13 protein-coding genes are annotated in these 14,951 nt (G+C 69.8%); all 13 read left to right on the top strand.

Annotation, left to right across the window (positions count from 1 at the left end; all coding sequences use genetic code 11):
* Positions 1-4: 4 nt before the first annotated feature.
* Positions 5-1,969 (top strand): peptidoglycan D,D-transpeptidase FtsI family protein, encoded by a 1,965-nt coding sequence (locus AQI88_RS05460; RefSeq protein ID WP_279616524.1) that lies wholly within the window; start codon positions 5-7, stop codon positions 1,967-1,969.
* Between the two features lie 31 nt (positions 1,970-2,000).
* Positions 2,001-3,656, top strand: a complete 1,656-nt coding sequence (locus AQI88_RS05455) for a UDP-N-acetylmuramoyl-L-alanyl-D-glutamate--2,6-diaminopimelate ligase (protein WP_208615719.1) — start codon at positions 2,001-2,003, stop codon at positions 3,654-3,656.
* Positions 3,657-3,660: 4 nt separating this feature from the next.
* Positions 3,661-5,067 (top strand): UDP-N-acetylmuramoyl-tripeptide--D-alanyl-D-alanine ligase, encoded by a 1,407-nt coding sequence (locus AQI88_RS05450; RefSeq protein ID WP_066992692.1) that lies wholly within the window; start codon positions 3,661-3,663, stop codon positions 5,065-5,067.
* The gene (mraY, locus tag AQI88_RS05445) at positions 5,064-6,137 is read left to right on the top strand and encodes a phospho-N-acetylmuramoyl-pentapeptide-transferase (RefSeq protein ID WP_066992688.1); all 1,074 of its coding nucleotides are present in this window, start codon (positions 5,064-5,066) and stop codon (positions 6,135-6,137) included. Before AQI88_RS05450 ends, mraY begins: the two co-directional genes overlap by 4 nt.
* Entirely contained in the window at positions 6,119-7,561 is a 1,443-nt protein-coding gene (gene murD / locus AQI88_RS05440) for a UDP-N-acetylmuramoyl-L-alanine--D-glutamate ligase (protein ID WP_208615718.1), read from the top strand. Before mraY ends, murD begins: the two co-directional genes overlap by 19 nt.
* A gap of 68 nt (positions 7,562-7,629) precedes the next feature.
* Complete coding sequence (gene ftsW, locus AQI88_RS05435; protein ID WP_066992684.1) at positions 7,630-8,991, top strand: putative lipid II flippase FtsW; 1,362 nt, start codon at positions 7,630-7,632, stop codon at positions 8,989-8,991.
* A 6-nt stretch (positions 8,992-8,997) separates the two neighbouring features.
* Positions 8,998-10,086, top strand: a complete 1,089-nt coding sequence (murG, locus tag AQI88_RS05430; protein WP_066992681.1) for an undecaprenyldiphospho-muramoylpentapeptide beta-N-acetylglucosaminyltransferase — start codon at positions 8,998-9,000, stop codon at positions 10,084-10,086.
* Positions 10,087-10,112: 26 nt separating this feature from the next.
* On the top strand, positions 10,113-10,907 hold the full coding sequence (locus AQI88_RS05425; RefSeq protein ID WP_066993704.1) for a cell division protein FtsQ/DivIB: 795 nt from the start codon (positions 10,113-10,115) through the stop codon (positions 10,905-10,907).
* A 278-nt stretch (positions 10,908-11,185) separates the two neighbouring features.
* Positions 11,186-12,391, top strand: coding sequence for a cell division protein FtsZ (gene ftsZ / locus AQI88_RS05420; protein ID WP_066992678.1), 1,206 nt, complete (start codon positions 11,186-11,188; stop codon positions 12,389-12,391).
* Positions 12,388-13,116 carry a peptidoglycan editing factor PgeF gene (pgeF, locus tag AQI88_RS05415; protein ID WP_066992675.1) on the top strand — a complete coding sequence of 243 codons (729 nt, stop codon included), beginning with the start codon at positions 12,388-12,390 and terminating at the stop codon, positions 13,114-13,116. Before ftsZ ends, pgeF begins: the two co-directional genes overlap by 4 nt.
* Positions 13,117-13,122: 6 nt before the next feature.
* Positions 13,123-13,842 (top strand): YggS family pyridoxal phosphate-dependent enzyme, encoded by a 720-nt coding sequence (locus tag AQI88_RS05410; protein ID WP_066992673.1) that lies wholly within the window; start codon positions 13,123-13,125, stop codon positions 13,840-13,842.
* 128 nt (positions 13,843-13,970) lie between these two features.
* Positions 13,971-14,612 (top strand): cell division protein SepF, encoded by a 642-nt coding sequence (locus tag AQI88_RS05405; RefSeq protein ID WP_066992671.1) that lies wholly within the window; start codon positions 13,971-13,973, stop codon positions 14,610-14,612.
* Positions 14,613-14,662: 50 nt separating this feature from the next.
* The gene (locus AQI88_RS05400; RefSeq protein ID WP_066992668.1) at positions 14,663-14,950 is read left to right on the top strand and encodes a YggT family protein; all 288 of its coding nucleotides are present in this window, start codon (positions 14,663-14,665) and stop codon (positions 14,948-14,950) included.
* The last annotated feature ends 1 nt before the right edge of the window (position 14,951 follow it).

Genomic DNA, 14,951 nt, shown 5'->3' with positions numbered 1-14,951 from the left:
GGAAGTGTCCGACAGGGAACCGCCGCGCCGCCGTGTGCCCGGCCCCGCGAAGCCTCCCCGGCCGCGGGGTGCCGTCCGGCGGCAGCCCGGGCCCGGTACCCGTCCGGTCCGCCGGCCGAGCGGGGCCCGGCCCATGCCGCCGCCGCCCCTCCGGCTCGGCAGGCCCCGCCCCCGGCTGCGCCTGGTCGGCCTCGCGCTCACCCTGGTCCTGCTCGCCTTCGTCGTACGGCTGCTCCAGGTCCAGGCCGTCGACGCCAGCGCGTACGCCGCCAAGGCCGAACAGAACCGGTACGTCGTGCACACCCTGGCCGCCGAGCGCGGCGGGATCACCGACCGTAACGGCGTGCCCCTCGCGATCAGCGAGAACGCGTACGACATCACGGCCGACCCGACGATGTTCACCGTCAAGCAGCTGAAGATCGACAACGGCCCCGAGCAGGCCGCCGCGCTGCTCGCGCCGATCCTCGGCCAGGACCAGGCCACGCTCGTCAAGAAGCTCAGGCCCGAGAACAAGCAGTCGCGCTACACCCGGCTCGCCAACCGCCAGACCCCGCAGGTCTGGAAGCAGATCAGGGACCTGAAGGCCGCGCTCGCCAAGAAGGCCGAGACCGACAACAACACGGCCAACGTGCTCTCCGGCGTCTTCGCCGACCCCAGCAGCCAGCGCGTGTATCCCAACGGCGACCTCGCCGCCGGGATTCTGGGCTGGGTCAACACCGACGGCCAGGGCGGCGGCGGCATCGAGCAGGAGCTGAACAAGCAGCTGTCCGGCAAGGACGGCAAGATCCGCTACGCCCAGTCCGGCGGCCGCGAGGTGCCCACCGTGGGATCGACGGAGACCCCCGCCGTGCCCGGCTCCGACGCGGAACTCACCATCGACCGCGACATCCAGTGGGCCGCCCAGAACGCCATCAGCGAGCAGGTGAAGAAGTCCAGGGCGGACCGCGGCTACGTCATCGTCCAGGACGCCCGCACCGGCCAGATCCTGGCCATGGCCAACTCGCCCGGCTTCGACCCGAACGACCTGGCGAAGGCCGACGGCGCGGCCATGGGCAACGCGGCCGTCCAGGACGCCTACGAGCCCGGCTCCACCGCCAAGGTGATGTCGATGGCGGCCGTACTGGAGCAGAACGCGGCCACCCCGCTCACCCACGTCGTCGTACCGAACCGGCTGCACCGCGGGGACCGGCTCTTCCAGGACGACGTCGACCATGACACCTGGTACCTCACGCTCAACGGCGTGCTCGCCAAGTCCAGCAACATCGGCACCATCCTCGCCACCGGCCAGCTCGGCAGGACCCAGCCGGAGGCCAACAAGGTCCTCTACTCGGTCCTGCGCAAGTTCGGCATCGGCAGTTCCACCGGGCTCGGCTTCCCCGGCGAGACCAGGGGCATCCTCGCGCCCGCCGGCAAGTGGTCGACGTCGCAGCAGTACACGGTTCCTTTCGGCCAGGGCTTCTCCCTCAGCGCCATGCAGGCCGCCTCCGTCTACTCCACGATCGCCAACGGCGGTGTCCGCGTCGAGCCGACCCTGGTGCGCGGCACCGAGGGTGCCGACGGACGCTTCACCCCCGCCCCGCAGCCGAAGAAGACCCGTGTGGTCAGCGAGAAGACCGCGAGGACGCTCGCCCAGATGCTGGAGTCCGTCGTGGACGACGAGCAGGGCACCGGCATCAAGGCCCGTATCCCCGGGTACCGGGTCGCGGGCAAGACCGGCACGGCCAACCGCGTGGATCCGGCCACCGGCAGGTACCGCGGATACACCTCGTCGTTCGCCGGATTCGCACCCGCGGACAACCCGCGGATCACGGTCTACTGCGCGATCCAGAATGCCACCTCCGGCAGCTACTACGGCGGCCAGATCTGTGGACCCATCTACAAGCAGGTGATGGAGTTCGCCCTGAAGACCCTCCAGGTCCCGCCGACCGGGGCGAGGGCCGCGAACCTGCCCGTCACCTACAAGCCCTGATCAGCACCTCGGAAACACCAGGAACGAGTTCGTGACAACGATCACCCCCGATGCCGGGAACCAAGGCGCTCAAGAGCCCTCACTTCGCTCCGGAGCCGGTGCGCCCGGTACGCTCACCGCCGTGCCACACGCTGATCAGTCCCAAACCACCCAGAAAGGCGCTTCCGTGACATATCCGGGACCGCCGCGACCGGTCCAGGTCTCCGCCACACCCCTCGCGGAACTGGCCGATCAGCTGGGTGCCGCCGCTCCGGCCGGCGCCGCCGAGGTCACGGGGATCACCCACGACTCGCGCGCCGTCCGCCCCGGTGACCTGTACGCCGCCCTCCCGGGCGCCCGCCTGCACGGCGCCGACTTCGTCACCCAGGCCGCCGGCCTCGGCGCGGTCGCCGTGCTGACCGACCCGGCGGGCGCCGGGCGCGCCGCCGCGACCGGACTGCCGGTCCTGGTCGTGGACGACCCGCGCGCGCGGATGGGCGAACTGGCGGCGACGATCTACGGCCGCCCCGGCCGCGACCTGCTCCAGATCGGCATCACCGGCACCTCCGGCAAGACCACCACCGCCTACCTGGTCGAGGGCGGACTGAAGACCGCCCGCGCCACCGGACTCATCGGCACCGTCGAGATGCGCATCGGCGAGGAGCGGATCAAGTCCGAGCGCACCACCCCCGAAGCCACCGACCTGCAGGCCCTGTTCGCCGTCATGCGCGAACGCGGCGTCGAGGCGGTCGCCATGGAGGTCTCCAGCCACGCCCTGGTCCTCGGCCGGGTCGACGGCTGTGTCTTCGACATCGCCGTGTTCAGCAACCTCAGCCCGGAACACATGGAGTTCCACTCCGACATGGAGGACTACTTCCAGGCCAAGGCGCAGCTGTTCACGCCCGAACGCAGCAGACTCGGTGTGATCAACGCCGACGACGAGTACGGCCGCCGGCTCGCGAAGGAGGCCGGCGTCCCGGTCGTCACCTTCTCCGCCGAGGGCCACCCCGACGCCGACTGGCGCGCCGAGGACGTCCAGGTCGGCCCCATGGACTCGACGTTCACCGTCATCGGCCCCCAGGGCGAGCGTATCCACGCCAGGTCGCCGCTGCCGGGCCCCTTCAACGTGGCGAACACCCTCGCCGCCGTCGTCGCCCTCGCCGCGGCCGGCCTCGACCCGCAGGCCGCCGCCGACGGCATCGCCGCCGTACCGGGAGTCCCCGGCCGTCTGGAGCGGGTGGACGCCGGGCAGTCGTATCTCGCGGTCGTCGACTACGCCCACAAGACCGACGCGGTCGAGTCGGTGCTCAAGGCGCTGCGCAAGGTCACCAAGGGCCGGCTGCACGTCGTCCTCGGCTGCGGCGGCGACCGCGACCAGACCAAGCGCGCCCCGATGGGTGCCGCCGCGGCCCGGCTCTCCGACACGGCCGTACTGACCTCCGACAACCCCCGCTCCGAGGACCCCCTCGCGATCCTCGCGACCATGCTCCAGGGCGCGGCCTCCGTGCCCGCGCACGAGCGCGGAGAGGTGCTCCTCTTCGAGGACCGGGCCGCCGCGATCGCCGCCGCCGTGGGCCGCGCGGCCCCCGGTGACACGGTGCTGGTCGCGGGCAAGGGCCACGAGCAGGGCCAGGACATCGCCGGCGTGGTCCGTCCCTTCGACGACCGCCAGGTGCTTCGCGAAGCTATCCAGAAGACCCAGGGATGAACTTGTGATCGCCCTCTCCCTCGCCGAGATCGCAGCAGTCGTCGGCGGGCAGACGCACGACATACCGGATCCGTCCGTCCAGGTCACGGGACCGGTCGTCCGGGACTCCCGGGAGGTTCGGCCAGGCAGCCTCTTCGCCGCGTTCGTCGGCGAGCGCGTCGACGGCCACGACTACGCCCAGGCGGTCGTCGAGGCCGGTGCGGCGGCCGTGCTGGCCTCCCGGCCCCTCGGCGTGCCCGCGATCGTCGTGGACGACGTCACCAAGGCGCTGGGCGCCCTCGCGCGCCACGTCGTGACGAAGGCGGGCGCGACCCTCGTCGCGCTCACCGGATCGGCCGGCAAGACGAGCACCAAGGACCTCATCGCCCAGGTGCTGAACAGCAAGGCGCCCACGATCTGGCCGGAAGGCAATCTCAACAACGAGATCGGCCTTCCGCTGACCGCGCTGCGGGTCGCGCACGACACGCAGTACCTCGTGCTGGAGATGGGCGCGCGCTACATCGGCGACATCCGCTACCTCACCAGCCTCACGCCCCCCAGGGTCGGCCTCGTCCTCAACGTCGGCACCGCCCACATCGGCGAGTTCGGCGGCCGCGAGCAGATCGCCCAGGCGAAGGGCGAGATCATCGAGGGGCTTCCCGAGGACGGATCCGCGATCCTCAACGCCGACGACCCGCTGGTCCGGTCCATGGCCTCCCGTACCAAGGCGAAGGTGGTCCTTTTCGGAGAGTCGGCCGAAGCGGACGTACGCGCCGAGAACGTGCGACTCACGGACAGCGGACAGCCCGCCTTCAGGCTTCACACACCCTCCGGTGCAAGCGATGTGACCATGCGCCTGTACGGTGAGCACCACGTGTCGAACGCGCTCGCCGCGGCCGCCGTCGCCCATGAGCTGGGCATGTCCGCAGACGAGATCGCCCGCGCGCTCTCCGAGGCGGGCTCCCTCTCCCGCTGGCGCATGGAGGTCACTGAGCGCCCGGACGGCGTGACCATCGTCAACGACGCCTACAACGCCAACCCCGAGTCCATGCGGGCCGCCCTCAAGGCGCTCGCGGCCATGGGCAAGGGGCGCCGCACGTGGGCGGTGCTCGGCAAGATGGCCGAGCTGGGGGACGAGGCGCTCGCCGAGCACGACGCCGTCGGACGGCTCGCCGTCCGGCTCAACGTCAGCAAGCTCGTCGCGGTCGGGGGGACTGAGGCCTCCTGGTTGCAACTGGGCGCATATAACGAGGGTTCGTGGGGTGAGGAGTCGGTGCACGTGTCCGACGCACAGGCGGCGGTCGACCTGTTGCGCAGCGAGTTGCGCCCGGGAGACGTCGTACTCGTGAAGGCGTCCCGTTCGGTGGGGCTCGAAAGCGTTGCGCAGGCGCTGATCGAGACCGGTGCCGAGGGTGAGGTTGCCGCCCGATGATGAACCAGATCCTGTTCTCGGGAGTCATTGGCCTCTTCCTGACGCTGGTCGGCACCCCGCTGCTGATCAAGCTGCTCGCCCGCAAGGGCTACGGCCAGTACATCCGTGACGACGGCCCGCGCGAGCACGCCAGCAAGCGCGGTACGCCGACCATGGGCGGCATCGCCTTCATCCTGGCGACGGTCGCCGCGTACTTCCTCAGCAAGGTGATCACCGGCAAGCCGCCGACGTTCTCCGGGCTGCTGGTGCTCGGCCTGATGGTCGGCATGGGCCTGGTCGGCTTCCTGGACGACTACATCAAGATCGTCAAGCGGCGTTCGCTGGGCCTGAGGGCCAAGGCGAAGATGGCGGGCCAGCTGATCGTCGGCATCTCCTTCGCCGTGCTGTCGCTGATGTTCTCCGACGCGCGCGGCAACACCCCGGCCTCCACCAAGCTGTCGTTCATCACCGACTTCGGCTGGTCGATCGGCCCGGTGCTGTTCGTGATCTGGGCGCTGTTCATGATCCTTGCGATGTCGAACGGCGTGAACCTCACCGACGGTCTGGACGGCCTCGCCACCGGCGCCTCCGTGCTCGTTTTCGGCGCCTACACGTTCATCGGCGTCTGGCAGTTCCAGGAGTCCTGCGCCAACACACAGACGCTGACCAACCCGACCGCCTGCTACGAGGTGCGCGACCCGCTCGACCTCGCCGTGGTCGCCTCCGCGTTGATGGGCGCCTGCCTGGGCTTCCTGTGGTGGAACACCTCCCCGGCGAAGATCTTCATGGGCGACACCGGCTCGCTCGCCCTCGGCGGTGTCCTCACGGGTCTGGCCATCCTCTCCCGCACGGAGCTGCTGGTGGCCATCATGGGCGGTCTGTTCGTCCTCATCACGATGTCGGTCGTCATCCAGGTCGGCTCCTTCCGGCTCACCGGAAAGCGCGTCTTCCGCATGGCGCCGCTCCAGCACCACTTCGAACTCAAGGGCTGGTCCGAAGTCCTGGTGGTGGTCCGCTTCTGGATCATCCAGGGCATCTGTGTGATTGTCGGACTTGGCCTCTTCTATGCAGGATGGGCAGCGGAAAAGTGACCTCCTCGGTGCCGTCAGGGTCTTCTGAGTTCCAGGGCAAGCACGTCACCGTCGCCGGGCTCGGCGTCTCGGGCGTCCCGGCGGCGAAAGTGCTGCACGCGCGCGGGGCGATCGTCACGGTCGTCAACGACGGCGACGACGCACGCGCGCGTGAGCAGGCCGCGGAGCTGGAGGCGCTCGGCATCACCGTGCGCCTCGGCGACGGGGCGACCCTGCCCGAGGGCACCGAGCTGATCGTCACGGCACCCGGCTGGAAGCCGGACAAGCCGCTGTTCCTGGCGGCGGAGAAGGCGGGCGTGCCCGTCTGGGGCGACGTGGAGCTGGCCTGGCGCCTGCGGGGCCCCGACGCGGCTCCCTGGCTGGCCGTGACGGGCACCAACGGCAAGACCACCACCGTCCAGATGCTGGCGTCGATCCTGAAGGCCGCAGGCCTCAGAACGGCCGCCGTCGGCAACATCGGCGTCTCCCTGCTGGACGCGGTCCTCGGCGAGGAGGAACACGACGTCCTCGCCGTGGAGCTGTCCAGCTACCAGCTCCACTGGGCGCCCTCGCTGCGCGCCCACTCCGCCGTGGTCCTCAACCTCGCGCCCGACCACCTCGACTGGCACGGCTCCATGGAGGCCTACGCGGCCGACAAGGGCCGCATCTTCGAAGGCAATCGGGTCGCGTGCGTCTACAACGTGGCCGACAAGCTCACCGAGGACCTGGTGCGCGAGGCCGACGTCGAAGAGGGCTGCCGGGCCATCGGGTTCACCCTCGGTACCCCGGGTCCCTCCCAACTCGGAGTCGTGGACGGCATCCTGGTCGACCGCGCCTTCGTCGAGAACCGGCACAAGAACGCCCAGGAACTCGCCGAGGTCGGCGACGTCAACCCGCCGGCCCCGCACAACATCGCGAACGCCCTTGCCGCCGCGGCCCTCGCGCGCGCCTTCGGGGTGCCCGCCACGGCCGTACGCGACGGCCTGAGGGCCTTCAGGCCCGACGCCCACCGCATCGCGCACGTCGCCGATCTCGACCAGGTGGCGTACGTGGACGATTCCAAGGCGACCAACACTCATGCCGCGGAAGCCTCGTTGGCGGCGTATGAGTCGATCGTGTGGATTGCGGGTGGTCTGGCGAAGGGCGCGGCCTTCGACGAGCTGGTCGCCAAGTCGGCAAAACGACTTCGCGGCGTGGTCCTGATCGGCGCCGATCGCGCCCTGATCCGCGACGCCCTTGCGCGACACGCCCCGCAGGTACCCGTCGTCGACCTCGAACGGACCGACACTGGGGCGATGCTCCAGGCGGTGACGGAGGCGAAGCGGCTCGCTCAGCCCGGCGACACGGTGCTGCTGGCCCCGGCCTGCGCCTCCATGGACATGTTCACCAACTACAACCAGCGCGGTGACGCGTTCGCGGAGGCGGTCCGCGAACTCGGCGCCTGACCCCGGCCGCCTGCCGGGCGGATCTTGGGAGGGACGCGTGGGACGGTCGACGTTCAGTGGAGGCGTTGATGCCCGGTAGCCGCACCGGCCGGCCGCCCGTGCAGCGGGCGTCCCGGCATCCCGCCTCCCCCCGGCCGTCGCGCGAGAACCCCGTACTGCGGCTCTACATGCGCGCGCGGAAGGCCTGGGACCGCCCGCTGACCGCCTACTACCTGATCCTCGGCGGCAGCGTGCTGATCACCGTGCTGGGGCTGGTGATGGTCTACTCGGCCTCCCAGATCACCGCGCTGCAGCTCTCGCTGCCGGGGTCGTACTTCTTCCGCAAGCAGTTCCTGGCGGCGGCCATCGGCGGCATACTGCTGTTCGCCGCCTCCCGCATGCCGGTGAAGCTGCACCGGGCCCTGGCGTACCCGATCCTCGCCGGCGCCGTCTTCCTGATGGCCCTGGTGCAGGTGCCCGGGATAGGGATGGCCGTCAACGGCAACCAGAACTGGATCTCCCTCGGCGGCTCCTTCCAGATCCAGCCCAGCGAGTTCGGCAAGCTCGCCCTGGTGCTGTGGGGCGCCGACCTGATCGCCCGCAAGCAGGACAAGAAGCTGCTGACCCAGTGGAAGCACATGCTGGTGCCGCTGGTCCCGGTCGCCTTCCTGCTGCTCGGGCTGATCATGCTCGGCGGTGACATGGGCACCGCGATCATCCTCACCGCGATCCTCTTCGGCCTGCTCTGGCTCGCGGGGGCGCCCACCCGGCTGTTCGCCGGGGTGCTGTCGATCGCGGGCGCGATCGGGGCGATCCTGATCAAGACCAGCCCCAACCGGATGGCCCGCCTCGCCTGCATCGGCGCCACCGAACCCAGGTCCGGGGTGGCCGACTGCTGGCAGGCCGTGCACGGCATCTACGCCCTCGCCTCCGGCGGACTCTTCGGATCCGGCCTCGGCGCGAGTGTGGAAAAATGGGGCCAACTTCCGGAAGCCCACACCGACTTCATCTTCGCCGTCACCGGCGAGGAACTGGGCCTGGCGGGGACGCTGTCGGTGCTCGCCCTGTTCGCGGCTCTAGGCTATGCGGGTATCCGCGTGGCCGGACGCACGGAGGACCCCTTCGTGAGGTACGCCGCGGGAGGTGTGACCACCTGGATCACCGCCCAGGCGGTGATCAACATCGGTGCGGTGCTCGGCCTGCTGCCGATCGCCGGCGTCCCCCTCCCGCTGTTCTCCTACGGAGGTTCCGCCCTGCTGCCGACCATGTTCGCCATCGGGCTGCTGATCGCCTTCGCGCGCGACGAGCCCGCTGCGCGGGCAGCGCTTGCGATGCGGCAACCTCGCTTTGGTAGAAAGCGGGCGGGAGGCTCCGGTGCCGAGCGGGGGCCTCGGAGATGGAACACGATGCGACGGCGCGCCTCGGTGGCGCGCTCGTCCAGAGAGCGGTGAATTTCGGTGCATGTCGTACTCGCTGGTGGGGGGACCGCCGGCCACATCGAGCCCGCGCTCGCCCTCGCGGACGCCCTGCGCAGGCAGGACCCCACCGTGGGGATCACGGCCCTGGGCACGGAGCGGGGCCTTGAGACCCGGCTCGTTCCGGAGCGCGGCTACGAGCTGGCGCTGATCCCCGCGGTGCCCCTGCCCCGCAAGCCCACGCCCGAGCTGATCACCGTCCCGGGACGGCTGCGCGGCACGATCAAGGCCGCGGAGCAGATCCTGGAGCGCACCAAGGCCGACTGTGTGGTCGGCTTCGGCGGCTATGTCGCGCTGCCCGGCTACCTGGCCGCCAAGCGCCTCGGCGTGCCCATCGTGATCCACGAGGCCAACGCGCGGCCCGGCCTGGCCAACAAGATCGGCTCGCGGTACGCGGCCCGGGTCGCGGTCTCCACCCCGGACAGCAAGCTGCGTGACGCCCGCTACATCGGCATCCCGCTGCGCCGCTCCATCGCCACCCTGGACCGCGCCGCCGCGCGCCCCGAGGCCCGCGCGATGTTCGGGCTCGACCCGAACCTGCCGACGCTGCTCGTCACCGGCGGCTCGCAGGGCGCCCGCCGTCTCAACGAGGTGGTCCAGCAGGTCGCCCCCTGGCTCCAGCAGGCCGGCATCCAGATCCTGCACGCGGTCGGCCCGAAGAACGAACTGCCGCAGGTGCAGCAGATGCCGGGAATGCCCCCTTACATCCCGGTAAGTTATCTGGACCGGATGGACCTCGCGTACGCCGCCGCCGACATGATGCTCTGCCGCGCGGGCGCGATGACCGTCGCCGAACTCTCCGCCGTCGGGCTCCCGGCCGCCTATGTCCCGCTGCCCATCGGCAACGGCGAACAGCGGCTGAACGCCCAGCCGGTGGTCAAGGCCGGCGGCGGGCTCCTCGTCGACGACGCGGAACTCACGCCCGAGTGGGTGCAGCACAACGTCCTGCCCGTGCTCGCCGACCCGCACCGGCTGTACGAGATGTCCCGCGCCGCGGGCGAGTTCGGCCGCCGGGACGCCGATGAGCTGCTCGTCGGCATGGTGTACGAGGCCATCGCCTCGCGCCGTTAGGACCGTATGACGAAAGGGCAGTGAGCGTGGCCGGACCGACGACCGCCGAGCGCGGTGACCGCCAGCAGGAGTCGTCCGGCCCGCCGCCCGCGCGGCGGTCGAGGAAACGCCGCCTTCGTGTGATCGTCATCCTGGCGCTCGCCCTGGCACTCCTGGGCGGCTGCTCCGTCTGGGCGTTGTACGGCTCCCAGTGGCTGCGTGTGGACCACGCCTCGGTCTCCGGGACGCTCGTGCTGACCCCCTCCGAGGTCCGCGAGGTCGCCTCCGTGCCTCTCGGAAAGCCGCTGATTTCCGTCGACACGAATGCCATCGAAGCCCGGCTTCGGCGGAAATTGCCCCGAATTGACACCGTTGATGTCGTCCGCGCCTGGCCCCATGGAATCGGCCTGAAAGTGACCGAGCGCACCCCGGTGCTACTTGTCCGAAAAGCCGGGAACTTCGTCGAAGTCGACCACAAAGGTGTCCGTTTCGCTACGGTTTCGCAGGCGCCGAAAGGCGTTCCGATGCTGGAATTGACCGCCTCCCGGAAGGGGTCCGGTGCTGCGAGCTTCCGGCGTTTCGGCACCGACCGGCTGGTGCGCGAGGCGGTCCGGGTCGGCGGCGATCTGTCGGCCGCGGTCGCCCGGGAGACCCGGACCGTCCAAGTCCGTTCCTTTGACGACATCTCGCTGGAGTTGGGCGGCGGTCGCACGGTGGCATGGGGCAGCAGCGAGAGCGGCCGCGTCAAGGCAAGGGCCCTCGCAGCTCTCATGAAAGCAGCTCCCGGCGCGCGGCACTTCGACGTCAGCGTTCCCACCGCCCCTGCGTCATCGGGGAGTTGACGCACATCAGCGCAGGCCAGCACCCTGGTTGGGCACTGCTACGGCTGATCACATAGGGTGAAAAGAAAAACGGGAGGTTCGGCGTGTTCGTTGAACGGGCGCCACTTGTCGACTTAGTGTCCTGTTCAGAAGACTCCAGGGAACAGACACACTGGTAACCCTAAACTTCAGGGTTAGGGTTCGGGTCGGCGTTCGGACCGTCCCATTCGGCATCCGTCGTCCCGGCGCGGGGCACCGCCCGGCGGCGACAACGTAATTCGAGGCGAGAGGCCTTCGACGTGGCAGCACCGCAGAACTACCTCGCAGTCATCAAGGTCATCGGTGTCGGCGGCGGTGGTGTCAATGCCATCAACCGGATGATCGAGGTCGGTCTCAAGGGCGTCGAGTTCATCGCCATCAACACCGACGCACAGGCGCTGTTGATGAGCGACGCCGACGTCAAGCTCGACGTCGGCCGTGAACTCACCCGCGGACTCGGCGCCGGAGCCAACCCGGCCGTCGGCCGCAAGGCCGCCGAGGACCACCGCGAGGAGATCGAGGAGGTCCTCAAGGGGGCCGACATGGTCTTCGTGACGGCCGGCGAAGGCGGCGGCACCGGCACCGGCGGGGCGCCCGTCGTGGCCAACATCGCACGCTCGCTCGGCGCCCTCACCATCGGCGTGGTCACGCGCCCGTTCACCTTCGAGGGACGGCGCCGCGCGAACCAGGCCGAGGACGGCATCGCCGAGCTGCGTGAAGAGGTCGACACCCTCATCGTCATCCCGAACGACCGGCTGCTGTCCATCTCGGACCGCCAGGTCTCGGTTCTCGACGCCTTCAAGTCGGCGGACCAGGTCCTGCTCTCCGGTGTCCAGGGCATCACCGACCTCATCACCACCCCCGGCCTGATCAACCTCGACTTCGCCGACGTCAAGTCGGTCATGTCCGAGGCCGGTTCGGCCCTGATGGGCATCGGCTCGGCCCGCGGCGACGACCGGGCGGTGGCCGCGGCCGAGATGGCGATCTCCTCGCCGCTGCTGGAGGCGTCCATCGACGGTGCCCGGGGCGTGCTGCTCTCCATCTCCGGCGGCTCCGACCTCGGTCTGTTCGAGATCAACGAGGCCGCCCAGCTGGTCAGCGAGGCCGCCCACCCCGAGGCCAACATCATCTTCGGCGCGGTCATCGACGACGCCCTCGGCGACGAGGTGCGGGTCACCGTGATCGCGGCCGGCTTCGACGGCGGCCAGCCGCCGGCCCGCCGGGACAACGTCCTCGGCTCGTCCTCCGCTTCGGCCCCGGCCCGCCGCGAGGAGCCCGCTCCGGTACGGCAGCCGGAGAGCCGCCCGTCCTTCGGCTCGCTCGGCAGCGTGACCCCGAAGGAGGAGCCGGAGCCCGCGCCCGAGCCGGTGGCCGACATCCCGGTCACCCCGCCGGTCACGCCGGCGCCGCGCACCTACTCGGACAGCTCGGCCGAGGAGCTGGACGTGCCGGACTTCCTGAAGTGATAGGACAGCGCGAGAGCGTGAGCGGCGCGCACTTCGCCTTCACCGACCGGTGGGGCGGGGTGAGCGCCGCTCCGTATGAGGAGCTCAACCTCGGCGGAGGGGTCGGGGACGAACCCGGATCGGTCCGGGCCAATCGCGAGCTGGTGGCGAAGTCGCTCGGTCTCGACCCCGGCTCGGTCGTCTGGATGAACCAGGTGCACGGGGCGGATGCGGTGGTGGTGGACGAGCCCTGGGGAGACCGTCCGGTGCCGCAGGTCGACGCGATCGTCACCGCCCGCCGCGGACTCGCCCTCGCCGTCCTCACCGCCGACTGCGTGCCGGTCCTGCTGGCCGACCCCGTCGCCGGGGTGGTGGCCGCGGCCCACGCCGGGCGGCCCGGCATGGTGCGGGGAGTCGTCCCCGCCGCCGTACGGGCCATGACCGAACTCGGCGCCGAGCCGGACCGGATCGTCGCCCGCACCGGACCGGCGGTCTGCGGCCGGTGCTACGAGGTGCCTGAGGACATGCGCGCCGAGGTGGCCGCCGTCGAACCGGCGGCGCACGCCGAAACGAGCTGGGGCACGCCAGCGGTCGATGTGAGCGCCGGAGTGCAGGCGCAGCTCGACCGGCTCGGGGTGCGCGACCGGGAACACTCGCCGGTGTGCACGCTGGAGTCGGGCGACCACTTCTCATACCGCCGCGACCGCACCACGGGGCGCCTCGCGGCCTATGTCTGGCTGGACTGATGGGGCATGACGGACCGTAAGACCGAACTCGCCGCAAATCTGGCGAAAGTGGAGCAGCGCATCGCCGCAGCGTGTGCGGCGGCCGGGCGTGAGCGGGAGGAGGTGACCCTGATCGTGGTCACCAAGACCTACCCGGCGAGCGATGTGCGGATTCTGTCGGAACTCGGTGTGCGTCACGTCGCCGAGAACCGCGACCAGGACGCCGCGCCGAAGGCCGTCGCGTGTGCGGATCTGCCCCTGAAATGGCATTTTGTCGGTCAGTTGCAGACCAACAAAGTGCGTTCCGTGGTCGGTTACGCGGATGTCGTGCAGTCCGTGGACCGAGCGCGACTCGTCACGGCGCTGTCGAACGAGGCCGTGCGGGCGGAGCGCGAGGTGGGGTGTCTCCTCCAGGTCGCGCTCGACGCCGGCGAAAGCGAGCGGGGCGAGCGCGGTGGCGTCGCGCCCGGCGGAATCGAAGAGTTGGCCGACCTCGTGGCCCGGGCTCCGGGACTGCGGCTCGACGGGCTGATGACCGTCGCTCCGCTCACCGGAGAGTACGCGGGACGCGAACAGGCGGCATTCGAGCGGCTCATGGATTTGTCGACTGACCTGCGCCGCGCCCATCCGGCTGCAACCATGGTGTCCGCAGGGATGAGTGCGGACCTCGAACAGGCCGTGGCCGCTGGAGCGACACATGTGCGCGTCGGCACCGCGGTACTCGGAGTCCGCCCCAGGCTCGGGTAACGTCGCCAGGAAGTCGGACCACAGCAGAAAATATGGTCAGTGCCTGTGAAGGCGGGCACAACGACCGCGTGGATCGTAGGCACTTGGCACTCGTCAGTCGATCCACCACAGAGCGGAGGACTCAGAGCATGGCCGGCGCGATGCGCAAGATGGCGGTCTACCTCGGCCTCGTGGAGGACGATGGTTACGACGGCCGCGGATTCGACCCCGACGACGATTTCGAGCCCGAGCTGGACCCGGAGCCCGAGCGGGACCACCGACGGCATGAATCGTCACACCAGTCGCACGGCGCACACCAGTCCCAAAGGGACGAAGAGGTGCGAATCGTGCAACCGCCCGCGCCGCGCGAACCGGTGGCCCGTTCGACTTCGCTCGCCGCGGAATCCGGGCGCCCCGCGCGGATCGCGCCCGTGGCATCCATCACACAAGAACGTCAGTCCCTGGAGAAGAACGCACCGGTGATCATGCCCAAGGTCGTGTCGGAACGAGAGCCTTACCGGATCACCACGCTTCACCCGCGGACCTACAACGAGGCCCGTACCATCGGGGAACACTTCCGTGAGGGCACCCCGGTGATCATGAATCTGACTGAGATGGACGACACAGACGCGAAGCGACTTGTCGACTTTGCGGCTGGTTTGGTGTTTGGTCTTCACGGCAGCATCGAGCGGGTGACGCAGAAGGTGTTTCTGTTGTCTCCTGCTAACGTCGATGTCACGGCGGAGGACAAGGCCCGCATCGCAGAGGGCGGGTTCTTCAACCAGAGCTGAGAAGTACCACCGGTAGGAAGCACGGAACAGGGGAGAGGGAAGCCCAGACCATGAGCGTGTTCGCGCAGGTGATCTACATCGCGCTGATGGTGTTCCTCGTCGTGCTGATCTTCCGGCTGGTCATGGACTATGTCTTCCAGTTCGCCCGCTCGTGGCAACCCGGCAAGGCGATGGTGGTCGTCCTGGAGGCCACCTACACTGTCACCGATCCACCGCTGAAGCTTCTGCGGCGGTTCATCCCGCCGCTGCGTCTCGGGGGCGTGGCGCTCGACCTGTCCTTCTTCGTACTGATGATCATCGTCTACATCCTCATCTCCGTTGCGCGGAGCTTCCTGTGAT

The organism is Streptomyces cellostaticus, from assembly GCF_001513965.1.
Taxonomy (GTDB): Bacteria; Actinomycetota; Actinomycetes; order Streptomycetales; family Streptomycetaceae; genus Streptomyces; species Streptomyces cellostaticus.
This window is presented reverse-complemented; position numbering and strand designations above follow the sequence as displayed.

Excerpts from the sequence above, each read along its gene's own strand:
- murD (WP_208615718.1), top strand. The coding sequence starts at position 6,119 with ATGGGCAGCGGAAAAGTGACCTCCTCGGTGCCGTCAGGGTCTTCTGAG.
- ftsW (WP_066992684.1), top strand. The coding sequence starts at position 7,630 with ATGCCCGGTAGCCGCACCGGCCGGCCGCCCGTGCAGCGGGCGTCCCGG.
- mraY (WP_066992688.1), top strand. The coding sequence starts at position 5,064 with ATGATGAACCAGATCCTGTTCTCGGGAGTCATTGGCCTCTTCCTGACG.
- AQI88_RS05410 (WP_066992673.1), top strand. The coding sequence starts at position 13,123 with ATGACGGACCGTAAGACCGAACTCGCCGCAAATCTGGCGAAAGTGGAG.
- AQI88_RS05405 (WP_066992671.1), top strand. The coding sequence starts at position 13,971 with ATGGCCGGCGCGATGCGCAAGATGGCGGTCTACCTCGGCCTCGTGGAG.
- AQI88_RS05400 (WP_066992668.1), top strand. The coding sequence starts at position 14,663 with ATGAGCGTGTTCGCGCAGGTGATCTACATCGCGCTGATGGTGTTCCTC.